17 protein-coding genes are annotated in these 15894 nt (G+C 63.7%); 12 read left to right on the forward strand and 5 right to left on the reverse strand.

What is annotated here, in order from left to right; genetic code table 11:
• Positions 1 to 7 precede the first annotated feature (7 nt).
• The 3 genes from JQ624_RS15775 (at position 8) to JQ624_RS15785 (ending at position 1377) form a co-directional block, all read left to right on the forward strand.
• Positions 8 to 478 (forward strand): MarR family winged helix-turn-helix transcriptional regulator, encoded by a 471-nt coding sequence (locus JQ624_RS15775; RefSeq protein WP_212419821.1) that lies wholly within the window; start codon positions 8 to 10, stop codon positions 476 to 478.
• An 84-nt stretch (positions 479 to 562) separates the two neighbouring features.
• Entirely contained in the window at positions 563 to 931 is a 369-nt protein-coding gene (locus JQ624_RS15780) for a nuclear transport factor 2 family protein (RefSeq protein ID WP_212419822.1), read from the forward strand.
• Positions 932 to 933: 2 nt separating this feature from the next.
• Positions 934 to 1377, forward strand: coding sequence for a hypothetical protein (locus JQ624_RS15785; RefSeq protein ID WP_212419823.1), 444 nt, complete (start codon positions 934 to 936; stop codon positions 1375 to 1377).
• A 210-nt stretch (positions 1378 to 1587) separates the two neighbouring features.
• Here the strand turns inward: JQ624_RS15785 and JQ624_RS15790 are convergent, their stop codons facing one another.
• A complete protein-coding gene (locus JQ624_RS15790; protein WP_212419824.1) occupies positions 1588 to 3813 on the reverse strand; it encodes an ATP-binding protein in 2226 nt (741 codons plus the stop codon).
• Positions 3814 to 4201: 388 nt separating this feature from the next.
• On the opposite strand from JQ624_RS15790, the gene JQ624_RS15795 reads away from it, so the two are divergent.
• Entirely contained in the window at positions 4202 to 4978 is a 777-nt protein-coding gene (locus JQ624_RS15795; protein ID WP_212419825.1) for a DUF2189 domain-containing protein, read from the forward strand.
• 139 nt (positions 4979 to 5117) lie between these two features.
• On the opposite strand, the gene JQ624_RS15800 is transcribed toward JQ624_RS15795, so the two are convergent.
• Complete coding sequence (locus JQ624_RS15800; RefSeq protein WP_212419984.1) at positions 5118 to 5630, reverse strand: SRPBCC family protein; 513 nt, start codon at positions 5628 to 5630, stop codon at positions 5118 to 5120.
• A gap of 10 nt (positions 5631 to 5640) precedes the next feature.
• Positions 5641 to 5955, reverse strand: a complete 315-nt coding sequence (locus JQ624_RS15805; protein WP_212419826.1) for a helix-turn-helix transcriptional regulator — start codon at positions 5953 to 5955, stop codon at positions 5641 to 5643.
• 119 nt (positions 5956 to 6074) lie between these two features.
• Here JQ624_RS15805 and JQ624_RS15810 point away from each other — a divergent pair, with 119 nt between their 5' ends.
• The 4 genes from JQ624_RS15810 (at position 6075) to JQ624_RS15825 (ending at position 9863) form a co-directional block, all read left to right on the forward strand.
• Complete coding sequence (locus JQ624_RS15810) at positions 6075 to 7520, forward strand: LVIVD repeat-containing protein (protein ID WP_249129836.1); 1446 nt, start codon at positions 6075 to 6077, stop codon at positions 7518 to 7520.
• Positions 7521 to 7531: 11 nt separating this feature from the next.
• On the forward strand, positions 7532 to 8086 hold the full coding sequence (locus tag JQ624_RS15815) for a hypothetical protein (protein WP_212419827.1): 555 nt from the start codon (positions 7532 to 7534) through the stop codon (positions 8084 to 8086).
• A 114-nt stretch (positions 8087 to 8200) separates the two neighbouring features.
• Positions 8201 to 8818 carry a LysE family translocator gene (locus tag JQ624_RS15820; RefSeq protein ID WP_212419828.1) on the forward strand — a complete coding sequence of 206 codons (618 nt, stop codon included), beginning with the start codon at positions 8201 to 8203 and terminating at the stop codon, positions 8816 to 8818.
• A 70-nt stretch (positions 8819 to 8888) separates the two neighbouring features.
• Positions 8889 to 9863, forward strand: a complete 975-nt coding sequence (locus JQ624_RS15825) for a DUF3592 domain-containing protein (protein WP_212419829.1) — start codon at positions 8889 to 8891, stop codon at positions 9861 to 9863.
• On the opposite strand, the gene JQ624_RS15830 is transcribed toward JQ624_RS15825, so the two are convergent.
• Positions 9860 to 10663 (reverse strand): N-formylglutamate amidohydrolase, encoded by an 804-nt coding sequence (locus tag JQ624_RS15830; protein ID WP_212419830.1) that lies wholly within the window; start codon positions 10661 to 10663, stop codon positions 9860 to 9862. The genes JQ624_RS15825 and JQ624_RS15830 overlap by 4 nt on opposite strands.
• Positions 10664 to 10765: 102 nt before the next feature.
• Between JQ624_RS15830 and JQ624_RS15835 the strand changes: the two genes are divergently transcribed.
• The 3 genes from JQ624_RS15835 (at position 10766) to JQ624_RS15845 (ending at position 13025) form a co-directional block, all read left to right on the forward strand.
• A complete protein-coding gene (locus tag JQ624_RS15835; protein ID WP_212419986.1) occupies positions 10766 to 11677 on the forward strand; it encodes a transglutaminase family protein in 912 nt (303 codons plus the stop codon).
• A 2-nt stretch (positions 11678 to 11679) separates the two neighbouring features.
• Entirely contained in the window at positions 11680 to 12492 is an 813-nt protein-coding gene (locus JQ624_RS15840) for a transglutaminase family protein (RefSeq protein ID WP_212419831.1), read from the forward strand.
• Positions 12493 to 12626: 134 nt separating this feature from the next.
• Positions 12627 to 13025, forward strand: coding sequence for a gamma-glutamylcyclotransferase (locus JQ624_RS15845; protein WP_212419832.1), 399 nt, complete (start codon positions 12627 to 12629; stop codon positions 13023 to 13025).
• Between the two features lie 60 nt (positions 13026 to 13085).
• Here the strand turns inward: JQ624_RS15845 and JQ624_RS15850 are convergent, their stop codons facing one another.
• Positions 13086 to 13652, reverse strand: coding sequence for a chlorite dismutase family protein (locus JQ624_RS15850; protein ID WP_212419833.1), 567 nt, complete (start codon positions 13650 to 13652; stop codon positions 13086 to 13088).
• A 192-nt stretch (positions 13653 to 13844) separates the two neighbouring features.
• Here JQ624_RS15850 and dnaG point away from each other — a divergent pair, with 192 nt between their 5' ends.
• On the forward strand, positions 13845 to 15866 hold the full coding sequence (gene dnaG / locus JQ624_RS15855; RefSeq protein ID WP_212419834.1) for a DNA primase: 2022 nt from the start codon (positions 13845 to 13847) through the stop codon (positions 15864 to 15866).
• The last annotated feature ends 28 nt before the right edge of the window (positions 15867 to 15894 follow it).

Below are 15894 nucleotides of genomic sequence, written 5' to 3' on the forward strand. Positions count from 1 at the left end.
TAGGTACATGCAAAAAAATGCTTCTCACGCCGCGGGTCTGCACCGCGCCTCGCTCAGGAAGCTCCACGATTTGGACGCGGCGCTGGAGCTCATGTATTACGGCTGGCGTGGCATGACGCTCTCGGCCGACCAGTATCTCGCCACGCTCGGCCTCTCACGTCCGCACCATCGCATTCTCTACGTGGTCGCGCGACAGCCCGACATCTCAATCGGCGCGCTGATCGAGATCCTCGGCATATCCAAGCAAGCCGTGAATCGGCCGCTGAACCTGTTGCTGCAGCGTAAACTCCTGACATCGAAGCGGTCGCCCGAGCAGCATCGCTCCAAATTGCTGCGGCTGACGGAAGCAGGAAAACGCATTGAGCAACGGGCATCGGACTCTGAGCGCAAGGTTCTGCGCGAGGCGTTCGATCGTGTCGGCCCACCCGGCGCTGCCGCCTGGATGGCCGTCATGGGGGTCATTGCCGACCACAACTGACAATTTTCTCAGGTCAATCTAGTTGACGTAAGGGCCGCCCTGTGCCATCTCTTCCCGGCAGTTGCACCGAGGGAGGGCGCAAGCATGAGCGGACAAACAATGGACCGCGTGGCGGCCGGGCGCTTTGTCGAGGCGTGGTGCGCGAACTGGCGCAAGGTCGATATCGACGCGGTCGTTTCGCACTTCGCCGAAAACGCCGAGATGCGCAGTCCGTTGGCGCTCAAATTGACGGAATCCCCGGTAGTCGCGGGCGCCGAGAACATCCGCGCCTACTGGCAGAGGGCTTACGGCGGCATTGAGAGCGCAGACCTGAAAATCCTGAACTGGAGCTGGGACGACACGATTGCGCGCCTGACGGTGTGGTGGCAACTGGGCGACAGTCGCGCCAGCGAGTTCATGGACTTCGACGGTGCCGGCCGTGTGGTGCGCAGCGAGGCCTTCTACGGAAAGTAGACATGCGATTTTCGGATTTTGTCCTGCTTCTCAATGCGCTCTGGTTCGGCGCCGCGTTCATGCAGTTCAGCATCGCGCAGGGCAATACGCTGAAGATACTGGTGCCTCGGGAGGAGCGCGGCAATCCAATCGCCCCGACCTTGTCGGCCAGCGTGGCATTTCTAGGCGCGATCAATCTGCCGATCGGCCTCCTGTCGTTGTATCTCCTGGTGTTCCGGCCGTCCTTCTTTCAGGTGTACGACGCGCAGCTTGCGTTATTCCTGTTCTTTGCCGCGTGTCACTTCAGCCAGTTCGCCTACAACCTTCCGGTCCTGATGCGTGGCGGACGGGTTGGGGTGGCGTATTGGCCCGTGTTGAAGGGCCCGATGCTTCGGATTTTTGCCATCGATGCGATGCTGTTCGTGGCGAATCTTGTTGTCGCCCTCCTGCTGGTGTCCCGGTCCTGACAAGCGCAATCCCGTGTGCCGGCCGCTGTAGAGCAGGGTGCTGGGCTAGAGCTTACCGTCGTCCCTGCGAACGCAGGGACCCATAACCACCGGCGGCAATTGTTTGCGCGCTAGTAGTTTATCCGCTTTCTTTCCAATAATGATGGCCGCGGAGTATGGGTCCCTGCGTTCGCAGGGACGACCTCCTGAGGGAGTGTGTGCCTGGCCCGATCAGCCCGCCTTCAGAACCGAGCGCAGCATCGACGCCAGGTCGTGCCGGCGGTAGGGCTTGTTCAGGATTCGCACCTCGCGGCCGCCACCGTCGATCGCGTCGACGGGATGCTCGGTATGGCCTGACGTCAGGAGGATCTTCAGGTGTGGCCGCAGGCGGGCTGCTTCGCCGGCAAGCTCGGTTCCGAACATGCCGCCGGGCATAACGACATCCGTGAACAGAAGGTGGATATTCTCGGGGCCGCGCAATATTGCCAGTGCCGCGGGCGCGTTGCGTGTCACGATGACGCGATAGCCGAGCGCCTTCAGTTCGTTCTCGACATAGCCGCGCACCATGTCGTCGTCCTCGACAACGAGAATGGTTTCGCTGCCGGCGGGCGCGGCCTGCTGACCGGCTGATGGCGCGGCGCTCGCCTGGGACGCTGCCACGCGGGGGAAGAACAGCTTGACGGCGGTGCCATGTCCCGGCTCGGAATGGATCTGCATCGACCCGCCGGATTGCTGGGCGAATCCGTAAACCATGCTCAGGCCGAGGCCGGTGCCCTTGCCCACCTCCTTGGTGGTGAAGAACGGCTCGAAGGCGCGGCTGGCGACCTCGGCCGTCATGCCGGTGCCGGTATCGGTCACGGCGACCATGACGTAATCGCCGGGCCGCGCCTGGCCGTTGACGTCGACATCGGATTCACCGAGCGAGGTATTTTTCACCTCGACCGTCAGCGTGCCGCCCGATGGCATGGCGTCGCGCGCGTTGAGCACCAGATTGAGCAGGGCCGAGGCCAGCTGGCCGGGATCGACGCTGGCCTGCCAGAGGTTTTGATCAAGCCGGAATTCGCACTCGATATGTTCGCCGAGCGTCCGGCGCAGCAATGGCTCCATGCCGACGATTTTCCGGCCGATGTCGATGTCTCGCGGCATCAATGGCTGCTTGCGCGCGAACGCGAGCAGGCTCCGCGTCAGGTCCGATCCGCGTTCGGCGGCGGTCGCGATGCTTTCGGCGATGTGGTGCAGTTCCTTGTGCGCCACCAGCTTCTCGGCGAGGTGCTCCGCATTGCCGAGGATAACGGTCAAGAGATTGTTGAAATCGTGCGCGACGCCGCCGGTGAGCTGGCCCATCGCCTCCATCTTCTGGGACTGGGTGAGTTTCTGGTTGAGCTCATCGATCGCGGCGCGCTGGCGCTCGAGCGACTCGGCGGTGCCGTTGAGCAGCGTCATCAGCCCGCCGAGTTCGCCCCGCGGATGCGGCGGCGCAATCCGCGCGCTCAGATCGCCCAGGCCCAGTTTCGTCGCCATCGCAGCCAGCCGCCCGACCTGGCGGCCGACGCTCATGGTGGCCAGAAGCCACACGCCCGCCAGCAGCAGCAGCGAGGCCACCGCGAGGATCGCCAGATCCTCGTAGAGGCGGCGGTTGGCGGCGGCGACCAGGCCGTCCTTGGATCGTCCGACCAGGATATAAAGTCCGGCATCGCGGACCGAAGGGGAGCGGGCGACGGCCCAGACCTGGGTTCGGCCATCCCGGTCGGTCACCTCGCGGAACGGTTCGCGGTTCGGTGAGGTCGCAAATCGGAACAGTTCCGAATTCGCAATCGATGCGCCCGGTTCGGCCCAGCCTTTTCCCTGGGGCGCCACGAGGACCATGCCTTTGCGGTCGGCAAGCAGAATCTCGTTGCCGTTCACGGAGCGCTTTTCGTGATACTCGGCGAATTTCTTCAGATTGAACGATGCGAGCAGGATGAATTTCAGCTCCCCTGATTCCGGGCGCACCGGGTAGGCGATCTGCAACACCGAGGTCCCCGTCAGCCGGCCGAACACGGGTTCGAGCGTGACAATGCCGTGCGCAACCAGGGCCTGCTTGAAATATTCGCGATCCCTGAGATCAAGGGTCCGGTTGGTTCGCAGCGAGTCGCAGAACAGGCTGCCGTCCGGATTGATGGTCAATATGCCGGTGAACTGCGGATATTCTTCGCGCACGGCGGAAAGGAAGGCCGAACAGGCCGCCTTGTCGCGTGTGTCGAGATCGCGGGCGCGGGCGAGGCCATAGTGGAGCTGGGCCGTGCCCTGAATTTTCTCATCGAGATCGCTTGAGATATCGTTGGCGGTCGCCGACAGGTTGGCCAGTGCGGCGTCGATCTCGCTCGTGCGATTCTGGACGAAGCGCAGGCCTATCAGGATGGCCGGCACCAGCATCGCGGCGATAACCAGTATCAATAGCCGGGTGCGCAGGCTCATCGGTGCGTCGTTCCGCGCTCAAATCAGCAATTTCGCTGTTATTTCAGTGACGTTCGGAATCTGCCTGCGAGGCAGCCGTTCTGGAAATACCGTGCTGGAATATCCCCTGGGCAGGCTCGAGTCCACTCGCGAAGAGCTGCAGGCGAGCTGCGGCCCCAGTGCGCAATTGCGCACCAGGCAGCGACGACATGCGCTGACGTCGCGCTGCCTACGGCGTCCCGATCCCCATGCTGCAGCGCCGGTTGTGGGCGCTGGGATCGGGCCTCCAGCTTTGCCCCGCTTGCGGGTGGGAACGGGGAAAAGGAGTTCCTTGCGTTCCCTTTGACCGAGATCAACACACCTGCCGCGCCGCCCTGCCTCAATACCCCAAAACTGAATGGAGGAATCGATGACATCGGTTTCCGGGAAGGTCGACCCGGTGGTGCGGCGTATTGCGCCGGCTGACATCGCCGAGGCGTTGGGCCAAGGCTTGCGGGATTTTCAGGCCGTGCCGCTCTACGGGCTGGCCTTTGGCGCGCTCTATGCCGCCGGCGGGATCGCGATCCTGCTCTGCCTGACGGCATTCGGCATGGTCTATCTGGCTTATCCGCTCGCCGCTGGCTTTGCGATGATCGGCCCATTCGTCGCGGTCGGGCTCTATGAGGTGAGCCGCCGGCGCGAGGCGGGGCAGCCGATCTCGATTGGCGCGATCTGGGCCACCGTGAGGACGCGAAGCGAGATCGGCTGGATGGCCTTCGTCACGCTGTTTGTGTTCGTGATCTGGATGTACCAGGTGAGGCTGTTGATCGCGCTGCTGCTCGGGCTCAACGCCTCGTTCGCCAGCCTGCGCGAGTTCATCACGGTGGTGCTCACCACCAATGAGGGCCTCTTATTCCTCGCCATCGGCAACGCCGTCGGCGCCGCGCTGTCGCTGATTCTGTTTTCTCTGACCGTGGTGTCGTTTCCGCTGCTGCTCGACCGCGACGTCGATTTCGTCACCGCGATGATCACCAGCGTGCGTGCCGTGGCGACGAGCCCGCTGCCGATGATCGGCTGGGCGGCGCTCATCGTGGTCCTGCTCGCGATTTCGGCTGTGCCGTACTTCCTGGGCCTCGTCGTGACGCTGCCGGTGCTCGGCCACACCACCTGGCATCTTTATCGCCGGATCATTGCGCCGGTGGGGTGAGGGGAGAAATAGATCGCAGCATCCTCTGGACGCCATTGCCGGGCTTGACCCGAAAATCCGTCCCTCCTGCATGACTCTTTGCGAAGATTGATGGATACGCGGGTCAAGCCCGCGTATGACGACCTTGTTTGCCGCCAGCCTACGGTGTCCCGATCCCCATTTCCTTCAGCGCGGCCAGCATCCGTTCCGGCGGCTGCATCTTGATCGCCAGCGCCTCGCCGGTTTCCAGCAGGCTCTTCAGGCTCGACAGGATCGCCGGCCAGCCGGTGCGGCCACCGGACAGGATGTCGTCGCTGATGTCGCGGTCGTGCGACTGCAGCATCGTCAGCTTCACCGCATCGCCCGCCTGTTCGATCTCGTAGGTGACGAGCGTCGGCCCGAGCTTTTCCACCAGCGCCGGCCAGTTGACGTTGAAGGTGACCGTGAGCTTCCTTGCGGGTTCGCATTCGATCACCTCGCCCGAAATATGCAGGGCGCCGTCAGGCGTGCGCATGATGAAGGCGCCGCCCACCCGGAGATCGACCTCGACGGCATGGCCGGAGAAATATTTTCTGGAAAATTCCGCGCGTGTCAGCGCCTCCCAAACCTGCTCGGGCGTGGCAGCGATGTAGATCGTGTAGACGATCGCCGGCTTGAAATTCCCAACGTTCACACCTTCAGGCTTACTCATCACGCTTCTCCAACTGTCGTTTCAACTCGCTGAGGGCTGCAAGTTTCCCGCGTTCGAATTTCTTGATCCAGCGTTCGCCAATTTGATGGATCGGAACTGGATTGATGTAGTGCAGCTTCTCGCGGCCATGCCGGAGCGTGGTGACGAGGTTGGCCGCTTCGAGAATCCCAAGGTGTTTGGTGACCGCCTGCCGCGTCATGGCGAGGCCGTCGCAGAGTTCGTTCAGCGTCTGTCCGTTTTTGGCGTGAAGCCTGTCGAGCAGCGAGCGCCGCGACGCATCGGCAAGCGCTTTGAAGACCTCATTCATCGGTAAGATAATAGGCAACCAAAAGGTTGCATGTCAAGGGCGTGTGTTGGGCGCAGCCGGGCGCTGTGTTATCGTGCGCCTCAGCCAGCGCAGATTGGCCTTGAACAGTGGGGTGGAACATGAGCGGTCGCCTTAAACTCGCAGCCTCGTTCTCGATCTTTTTTCTCGCAGGCTCAGGCATCGCTTGCGCGCAGCAACAAGTGATCGGCGCGCCGCCCGAAGCCCTCAACATGAAGCTGGTCGGAACCAGCGATCTGCAGGCGCGCAGCGCCTATCAGCCGACCATCCATCATCAAGGCGACCGATGGATCGCCTATATCGGCCATCACGGCGGCAGTGACGATATCCCGGCGCCGGTCAATCCGCAGACCGGCAAGGCCGAGCCGAACGGCACGTCGATCGTCGATGTCACCGATCCCTCGCAGCCCAGATATTTGCGCCACCTCCCGGGCCAGGAAGGCAAGTATGAAGCGGGCGGCGCGCAGATGGTGCGGATTTGCGACGGCAAAGTCTTGCCGAAGGGCGATCGCAACGCCGTCTATATGCTGCGGACCTTCGGCGGCGCGGCGCATGAGATCTGGAACGTCGCCGATCCCGCCAATCCCGTGTTGATCACGCGAATTGCCGGGGTAAAGGACACGCACAAGAACTGGTGGGAGTGCGACACCGGCATTGCCTTCCTGGTGTCGGGAGCGCCGGACTGGCGCACGCGCCGCATGACGCAAATCTACGATCTCTCCGATCCTGCCCATCCGCAGAAGATCCGTGATTTCGGATTGCCTGGCCAGGAGCCCGGCTCGACCGGCGCGGTGCCGACCGAACTGCACGGGCCGATCTCGACGGGCCCTTCCGGCAACCGGGTCTATTTCGGTTACGGCACCAACAAGGGCGGCTTCCTGCAGATCGTCGATCGCGAGAAACTGCTCAACGGACCCAGGGAGCCGACCGCGGACAATCTGCGTTCGCCGGAAATCGCACGGCTGGCGATGTCGGCCTTCAACGGCGCCCACACCACGTTTCCGATGCCGGGCATGCCGATTGCGGAATTCGCGCGCGACAAGGACGGCAAGACCCGCGACATCGTGATGATCGTCGATGAGGCGATCTTGAACGAGTGCAACGAGCCGCGGCAGATGGTGTGGTTCGCCGATATCACGGTCGAGAACCGGCCGATGATGATCTCGAGCTATACCGTGCCGGAGGCGAGCGGGTCGTTCTGCGAGCGGGGAGGGCGGTTCGGGGCGCATTCCTCCAATGAAAGCATGGCGCCGGTCTACTACAAGAAAATGGCTTTCATCGCGTTCTTCAATGCGGGCGTGCGCGCCCTCGACATTCGCGATCCCTATCATCCCACTGAGGTCGGCTATTTCATTCCAGCGATCACGGCAGCGACCGACAAGCGCTGCGTCAAGATCGACGGCAAGGATCGCTGCAGGGTCGCGATCCAGACCAACAATGTCGAGACCGACGAGCGCGGTTACATCTACATCGTCGACCGCGCCAATACCGGCCTGCACATCCTGGAACTCACCGGCCCGGCGCGTGCCGTCGCCGGCATTCAGTGAGGACGCGAGCGATGCGCCGCTGGCCGGTCATTGCCTCAGTCATGGTGGCGCTCGGTGCGCTGTCGGGCGCCGCGGCCTATCAGCAGGCGGGGCCGCGCCAGCCCGAACGGAATGGCGAGTGGCAGGAGATCGCCTGGCCGTTCCCCCGCGATGGCTGGCCTGCAGGCAAGGCGTTCCGCTGCGGCGCGGCTGCGTGCGGCGGCGAGGTGGAGCTTTACGTCCGGCCGAAGATGGGTTTTTGCAATTGCGACCGTGGCGTGGCCGACGATGATGAGGTCGATCGCGTCGCCGATCTCGATCTGTTGAGCGAGCATTTTGCACCGCTGGCGCCGGGCGATCTTGTCCGGGTCGCCGATATGCCTGGACGGATCAGGGCCTATGACCTCAAAATGTCCGACGGTTTGCGGCACATCGCGGTCGGCGTAGCGGTCTCGCGCCGCTGCGATCTTCTCGTGGCGGTCGCGCACGGCAGGGGCGACGCGCCCGAGATGCGGCGTGCGGCGCTGGACTTTCTGGCGCGCAGCGAAATGACGCGCTGGGTGACGGCTGCGATGGAAGGGCGGTAGTTCTTCTTTTAACCTCACTCCGCTTGCGGGGAGAGGGAGCAACGAGCACGCGCACCTTCCATCTTCATCGCTCACATGCATAATGACCAGATCGCTCTCCAGCGGGGTTCCCCCATGTCTCTTCAAGCCTATCTCGCCTTTGTCGCCGCCTGCATCGCGCTGGCGCTGTTGCCGGGTCCGGTGGTGACGCTATTGATCGCCAACGGCCTGCGGCACGGCACCCGCGCGGCGCTGATCAATTGCGCTGGGGTACAAACCGCTATGGCGATCGTGATCGGCATCGTCGCAATCGGCCTGACCTCGCTGATGGCGACCATGGGCTACTGGTTCGACTGGGTGCGCTTTGCCGGCGCGGCCTACCTGGTCTGGCTCGGCATCAAGCTAATCCGCTCCCCGGTCGAAGGCGTCAATGCCGACGAGCCGCCGCCGCCGCCGCGGGGCGGCTTCTTCCTGCAGGGCTTTCTGGTGCTGCTCTCCAACCCGAAGGTGCTGGTGTTTTTCGGCGCGTTCATTCCGCAATTCATGGACATGGAGAAACCCCATTTGCCGCAGGTGGCGCTGCTCGGCGTCACCTTCATGGTGATCGCCGCCTCGACCGACGCGGTCTACGCGCTGTTGGCCGGCCGGGCGCGATTGTTCTTCTCCAAGCAGCGGACGCGGCTGCTGTCGCGCGTCTCCGGCGGCTTCATGATTGGCGGCGGCATCTGGCTGGCGCTGACGCGGGCGCGCTGATTTCACGGTCGTTGAACCCGCAGAGGCGGAGGCGCGTCTAATCCAGGCGCCGTCTCTGGGGAAAACCTTCATGCCCGATCTGCCGTGGTTCGTCTACGCGATGCTGCTTGCCCCGCTCGGGCTGATCCTCGTTGCTGCCGCCTACAAGTCGTTGCAGGTGCGCGCCGCGCGCGAGTGGCCTTCCACCGCGGGCAAGGTGATGGTTTCGAAGGCCGAGACACGCCAGGTCAAAGTGATCGACAGCGACCGGGCAGAGGGGCATCGCTTCGAGGAACGCAACTTCGCCGATATCGTCTACGAATATTCCGTCGCGGGCCGCAAGCTGCGCAACAACCGTGTCAGCATCGGCGAGGATCGCGGAAATTTCCAGGTCGCCGAGACCATCGCGAAATATCCGGTCGGCGCCGCCGTCACCGTCTATTACGACCCGCTGCATCCGGACCAGGCGGTGCTGGAGCGCGACCTGCCGAAAGGCATGTGGGGCTGCCTCGGCATCGGCACGGCAATCGTGCTGGCGATCGTGTTCGGTTCGGCGATCGGCCTGCATCAGCTGACCGAATTCGCATCGAAGCATCTCGCGAATCCCAAGGTGTCGCCGTTTGTCGTCGCCATGAGCGCGTTCGGATTTCTGATTGCACTGTTCGGGTTGGCGCTGCACCGCCAGGCTTCGCTGGCGAGGAAATGGCCGGTCGTGCCCGGCACCATCAAGTCATCGGGCCTTGAACAATTCATGTCAGCGCCGTCGGAGCCCGCCGAACGCAGCCAGCTCACGTTCCAGTCCAGGGTTGCCTTCGCGTATCGCTTCAACGGCATCGATTATGTCAGCCAGCACGCCAGCCTCGGCGGCAAGGTCTCGTCGACATCGAGGGGCCTGGTGGAGCGCTTTGCCCGAAAATATCCTAACGGCGCCAAAGTCAAAGTTTACGTCAATCCGCTTAATCCGTCGGAAGCCGTGCTGGAGCCTCGCGCGAGCCATATCTGGATACTCTGGGCGTCTGTCACGTTTATCTGGGGCGTCGCGTATTATGCGGCGGTGCACGGCTAGGCGGAGAGCAGTTGCTGCGCGCGCAGCACGGGCTCGATTTCACCAAAAATCCGCGCCAGCCGATCGGCCCACGCTTTCTCGCCCGCGGGATCCGAGATGAGATCCTGGCGGATTTCGATTCCCGTGTTCATCAGCCCGCGCGCCTCGCCGTGCACAGGAATCGTGTAGTCGGTCTCGTCGCTGACCGCATAGGGCTCGTTGTCGCCGACCACCAGATCGCCCTCGGCGCGCAGCAGTTTCAAGAGCAGCGGCGGCAGATGGGTGTCGCGGTGATAGAGCGTGCCGATGTGCCAGGGCCGCGCGATCCCCGCATAGACAGGCGTAAAACTATGCAGCGACACCAGCACCGTCGGCAGGCCTGCGCTGCCGCGCTGGTCGATGATCTCGCCGATACGCCGGTGGTAGGGATCGAAGATCTGCGCGCGCCGCGTCAGGGCCGCCTCGCGCGAAATGCCCTCGTTGCCTGATATCGTCGTGGCCTCGCTGATGCGCGGGATCGAGCTTGCGGCATCGGGCGGGCGGTTGCAGTCGATGACGAGCCGCGAGTAGCGCTGCACGATCAGATGGGCGTCGAGATGTTTTGCGAGCGCTTCCGCGACACCGGCAATGCCGATGTCCCAGGCGATGTGCCGCGCCAGTTCGCTCTCGGGCAGGCCGAGATCGCCGAGCATGCGCGGGATCAGCCTTCCATAATGGTCGCCGGTCAACAGGAACGGCGAGCGTCCCCCGGCGTTGAATTCACGGACCGGAGGAACATCTTCGGAGCTGAGGAGTAAGGTTGTGTCGGCGGCGTCGTCCAAAGCGTTTTCCTTGAAGTAGTGCCTATCGAAGCGGCATCCCGATCTACAATTGAGCAGGATTCGGCCTAGATTAGATGTACCAGAATCGATGATTGTTTGACGATGCCGCTCCTGACCATCAACCACAAGACCGTTTATCGCTACACGCGCCCGGTCGCGTTCGGCGAACATCGCATCATGCTGCGCCCGCGCGACGGCCATGATCTGCGGGTGCTGTCCGGCAGCCTCGAGATCGAGCCGCAGCCGATGCGGCTGCGCTGGATCCACGACGTGTTCGGCAACAGCGTCGCGATCGCAACCTTCGACGAGCGCGCCGATACCTTGTCGTTCACCTCGACGGTGACGGTCGAGCACAATCCGGAGGACGAATTCGCGCTGACCGCGGACGATCCCGCCTATTTCTATCCGTTCCTGTACGACGACGAGGAATTTCCGGACCTGCTGCAGTTCATCACGCCGCAATATGGCGATCCCAATGGTGAGCTGTCGGCATGGGCGCGAAGATTTCTCGATGCCGAGGGGCCGACGCCGACCTTCAATATTCTCAGCGGCATGACGCATGGCATCCGCGAGGCCTTTACCTATCGCAAACGTCATGAGCAGGGCACCCAGCACCCGCTCGATACGCTGCAGACCGGCTCCGGCACCTGCCGCGACTATGCGCTGTTCATGATCGAGGCGCTGCGTCGGCTCGGCATCGCCGCGCGTTTCGTCTCCGGTTATGTCTTTATCCCCGGCGATCGCGCGCATGGCTATGTCGGCGGCGGCTCGACGCATGCCTGGGTGCAGGTCTATCTGCCGAGCGCGGGATGGATCGAGTTCGATCCGACCAACGGTATCGTCGGCAGCCGCGATCTCATTCGGGTGGCGGTGGCGCGCGATCCGCGCCAGGCGATCCCGCTGCACGGAACCTATCTCGGCTCTCCCGATGCCTTTGCGGGCATGGAGATCCAGATCAACGTCGTTTCGGTCGGTGACGAGCCGCACGAAACGCCGCAGGCGGAGAAGGTCTGAGCATGGAGATCAAGGTCGGCTTCGAGATTGCCTATGCAGCCATGCAGCCGACCCCGATGGTGATCATGCTGAGCATCCACCCGTCGCGCTTCGCCGACATCGTCGGCACGGAACGGATCGTCGCCGAGCCTGACGTGCCGATCGGCTTCTACCGCGACAGCTTTGGCAATGTTTGCGGACGGCTGGTGGCGCCCGCCGGCGGCGTGACGCTGCGGGGCGAGGCGCTGGTGCGCGATTCCGGCCTGCCGGATGCGGTGGTGCCGACCGCGCAGCAATTGCCGATCGATCAACTGCCCGACGACGTGCTGCAGTATCTGATGCCGAGCCGGTATTGCGAGACCGACAAGCTCATCGATGTCGCCTGGTCGCTGTTCGGCAACTCACCGCAGGGGTGGGCGCGGGTGCAGGCGATCGTCGACTTCGTGCACAACCACGTCACCTTCGGCTACGAGCATGCGCATCACATGAAGTCGGCGCATGACGTCTACGCAGAGCGCGCCGGCGTCTGCCGCGACTTCGCGCATCTGGCGCTGACCTTCTGCCGCTGCATGAATATCCCGGCGCGCTACTGCACCGGCTATCTCGGCGACATCGGCGTGCCCCGCGATCCCGCGCCGATGGACTTCTCCGGCTGGTTCCAGGTCTATCTCTCCGGCCGGTGGTACACGTTCGATGCGCGCCACAACGTTCCCCGCATCGGCCGCATCCTGATGGGCACCGGCCGCGACGCCGCCGACGTCGCGCTCACCACGAGTTTCGGGCGGATGGATCTGGTGAAGTTTTTCGTCATCAGCGACGAGGTCGTGCCGGCTTGACGTTTCTCTCCGTCATTGCGAGCTAACGGGTCGCGCGAATGCGCGCCCGATGACAGGCTCCGTGAAGCAATCCATGCCTCTGTCTGCCGCGCTATGGATTGCTTCGCTGCGCTCGCAATGACATAGAAAGCGCCATGATTTCAGATCGTCTCTTCGTCTACGGCACGCTGATGCGCGGCTTCGACCATCCGATGGCGCAGCTTCTGTCGCGCAGCGCGGATTTTCTCGGGACCGCCACCTGCCGCGGCCGGCTCTATCTCATCAAGCATTATCCGGGGCTCGTGCTCTCGGACGATCCCACAGACATCGTGTTCGGCGAACTGTACCGCCTGCGCGACCGCGATGCGCTGCTCGGCGAACTCGACATGTATGAAGCCTGCGGTGCCGGCTTTCCGGAACCGACCGAATATCTCCGCCGCATGCTGTCCGTGACGCACGCGGACGGCGCGGCCGGCGAGGCGTGGACCTATGTCTACAACTGGCCCGTCACCGGCCTGCCACAGATCGCCTCGGGGAAGTTTCTGGAGAACTAAAGCGTTTTCAAGCGAAGTGGGTACCGGTTCGCGTCAAGAAAACGCGTCAAAACAAAAGCTCTACCCCGCGTCCAGCCGTTCGCGCTCCATCCTAATATCCACCTCGCGCTCGACATAGCGCCATTCTTCGGTGGCGCGCAGCGTGCGGACCAGTTCCTCGAACGCATCAGCATCGGCGGGCGCGTATTCGAACCAGGTCAGGAAGTCGAAGGGCTCGCCGAGATCGCGGCAGTGATAGAGCTGCCGGGCGATCGCCGGCAGATATTTCAGGCTCGCCGCGATGTGGTGCGATCGGTCCTCAAAAATCTGCCGCCGCTCTTCCTGCGCCAGCTCCCACCACGTCGCCGATTTCTTGATCGGGATCAGCGCGGCATGGGTTGCCTCGGGGCGGCCGATCTCGGCGCGAACGACATCAAGCCGTTTCTTTTCGTCGCGCTCGGTATAGCGCAGATGGCTGGCGACGCCGGCCAGCCGCCAGGAGGTCGGCGAAGGCAGCATCGGCAGCGCGATCGACAGCGAATGCACGACCGACAGGGCCGGCGTCGGCGAAAGCGCAGCACCCCTGACCGGCGCGAACCGCGTCACCCGCCATGCCCCGCTACGGCCGCCCCGGAAGATCGTGAACATGCGGATATGGAAGCGCGGAACCGGGATGGGTTCAAGCGCTCTCCGTCATTCTCCGGTGCGCAACGGCACCGGGGGAAAGAGGAGTGGGCTGTGAATAGCGGCGAGAAGCCGAATAAGCTTAGTATTTTACCGGCCGGTCCCTATATCCATGATCGGTTGGCAACCGCCTCACGACTCAGGCCCAAATCACCCATGCGCTTCACGCCCCAATTCCTCGACGAACTGCGCGCCCGGCTTCCGGTTTCGGAAGTCGTGGGCCGGCGCGTCAAGCTGAAGAAGGCGGGGAGGGAGTTCAAGGGGCTGTCGCCGTTCCAGCAGGAGAAGTCGCCCTCGTTCACGGTCAACGACCAGAAGGGCTTTTACCACGACTTCTCCTCCGGCAAGCACGGCGACATCATCTCGTTTCTGATGGAGACCGAAGGCGTAGGCTTCGCGGAAGCCGTCGAGCGCTTGGCTTCCATGGCCGGCATGGCGCTGCCGGCGGCGACCCCCGATGCCGCGCGGCACGAGCAGCGCCGCAAGACGCTGCATGACGTGATGGAGCTCGCGGCAAAATTCTTTGCCGACACGCTGGCCTCGCGCAATGGCGCGAAGGCGCGCGGCTATCTCGGCGACCGCGGCATTTCGCCGGCGACGCAGCTGCAGTTTCGCCTCGGCTATGCGCCACCGGATCGTTTCGCGCTGAAGGAGCATCTCGGCGCGCAGGGCATTTCGACCGAGGACATGGTGGAAGCAGGCCTGCTGGTTTCGGGCGAGGACAAGCCCGTTCCCTTCGATCGTTTTCGGGATCGCGTGATGTTTCCGATCACGGATGCAAGAGGCCGCGTCATCGCCTTCGGCGGCCGCGCGCTGGAAAAGGACGTTCCCGCAAAGTATTTGAACTCGCCGGAAACACCGCTGTTTCACAAGGGCGACAATCTCTACAATCTCTCCACCGCGCGGCAGGCCACGCATAACGGCTCGCCGCTGATCGTGGTCGAAGGCTATGTCGACGTCATCGCCATGGTCACCGCGGGGTTCGGTGGCGCCGTCGCGCCGCTCGGCACGGCGCTGACCGAAAACCAGCTCGCGCTGCTCTGGAAGATGGCGGACGAGCCGATCCTCTGTTTCGACGGCGACCGCGCCGGGCAAAAGGCGGCGTATCGCGCCGCCGACCTGGCGCTGCCTGCTCTCCTGCCGGGAAAGAGCCTGCGCTTTGCGCTGCTGCCGGAAGGGCAGGACCCCGACGACCTCGCGCGCTCCGGCGGCCGCGTTGCGATCGAGGAAGTGATTTCAGCCGCGCGGCCGCTCGTCGACATGCTCTGGTCGCGCGAGGTCGAGGGCGGCAGCTTTGCCACCCCGGAACGGCGCGCGGCGCTGGAGGCACGCATCAACGAACTTGCCAACGGCATCCGCGACGAGGTGCTGCGCCGTTACTATCGCCAGGATCTGGCTGATCGCCTGCAGCGCATGTTTGCGCCGGAAGGCGGTCGCGGCAGCTACGCCCGGGGCAATTTCCGCGGGGCCGGGGGAAGCGAATCACCCCGCCGTTTTGCCCCCCGCAGCGGCTTCAGCCAGGGCCCGGCCGGCCGATTCGCCCCCCGGGGCGGTCGCGGGCCGGGGGCGGGCGCAAGCCCCGTAATCTCGCCCGGCCCTTACCAGGCGGCCAGCCCCCAGCTCGCGACCAGCCCGATCATGCGCGGCCAGCGCAGCGCGATGTCCCGCCGCGAGGCGCTGATTCTGCAATCCCTGATCAATCACCCCTGGCTCCTGCACGACCATCTGGAGGAGGTGGCCGCCCTGGAACTGGCCCATCCCGAGGCCAACAAGCTGCGCGCCGGTATTATCGCGGCCTTCGCCAACGATCATCACCATTCCCCTGATGTCGAGGAGCAGGCCGAGAAGATGCGGGCCGATCTCGAAGCGCGCGGATTAAGCGAGGTTCTTCAAAGGGTTGAGCGGGCGATCACGACCTCGGCGGTGTGGGGCACCAAGCCCGGCGCGGCGAGGGAAGATGTTTTGGCCACCTGGCAGCAACTCGTTGTCTTGCATCAGAAAACGCACGCCCTACTTAGGGAGAAGAAGGATGCCGAGCTGGCGTTGGGCGAGGAGCCCACTGACGCCAACATGGCGTGGCTGAAGGACGTGAGCGCCCGGTTGGAGTCGCTCGACGGCACGGAGGCCCTGATCGAGGGTTTTGGCGAACTTTCGGGCCGGTTCCGGAAGAGCGTGTGAGACAAAAAATGATGCGGACGGCGGCGGC

Source organism: Bradyrhizobium sp. AUGA SZCCT0283, from assembly GCF_018130385.1.
In the GTDB taxonomy this organism is placed as follows: Bacteria; Pseudomonadota; Alphaproteobacteria; order Rhizobiales; family Xanthobacteraceae; genus Bradyrhizobium.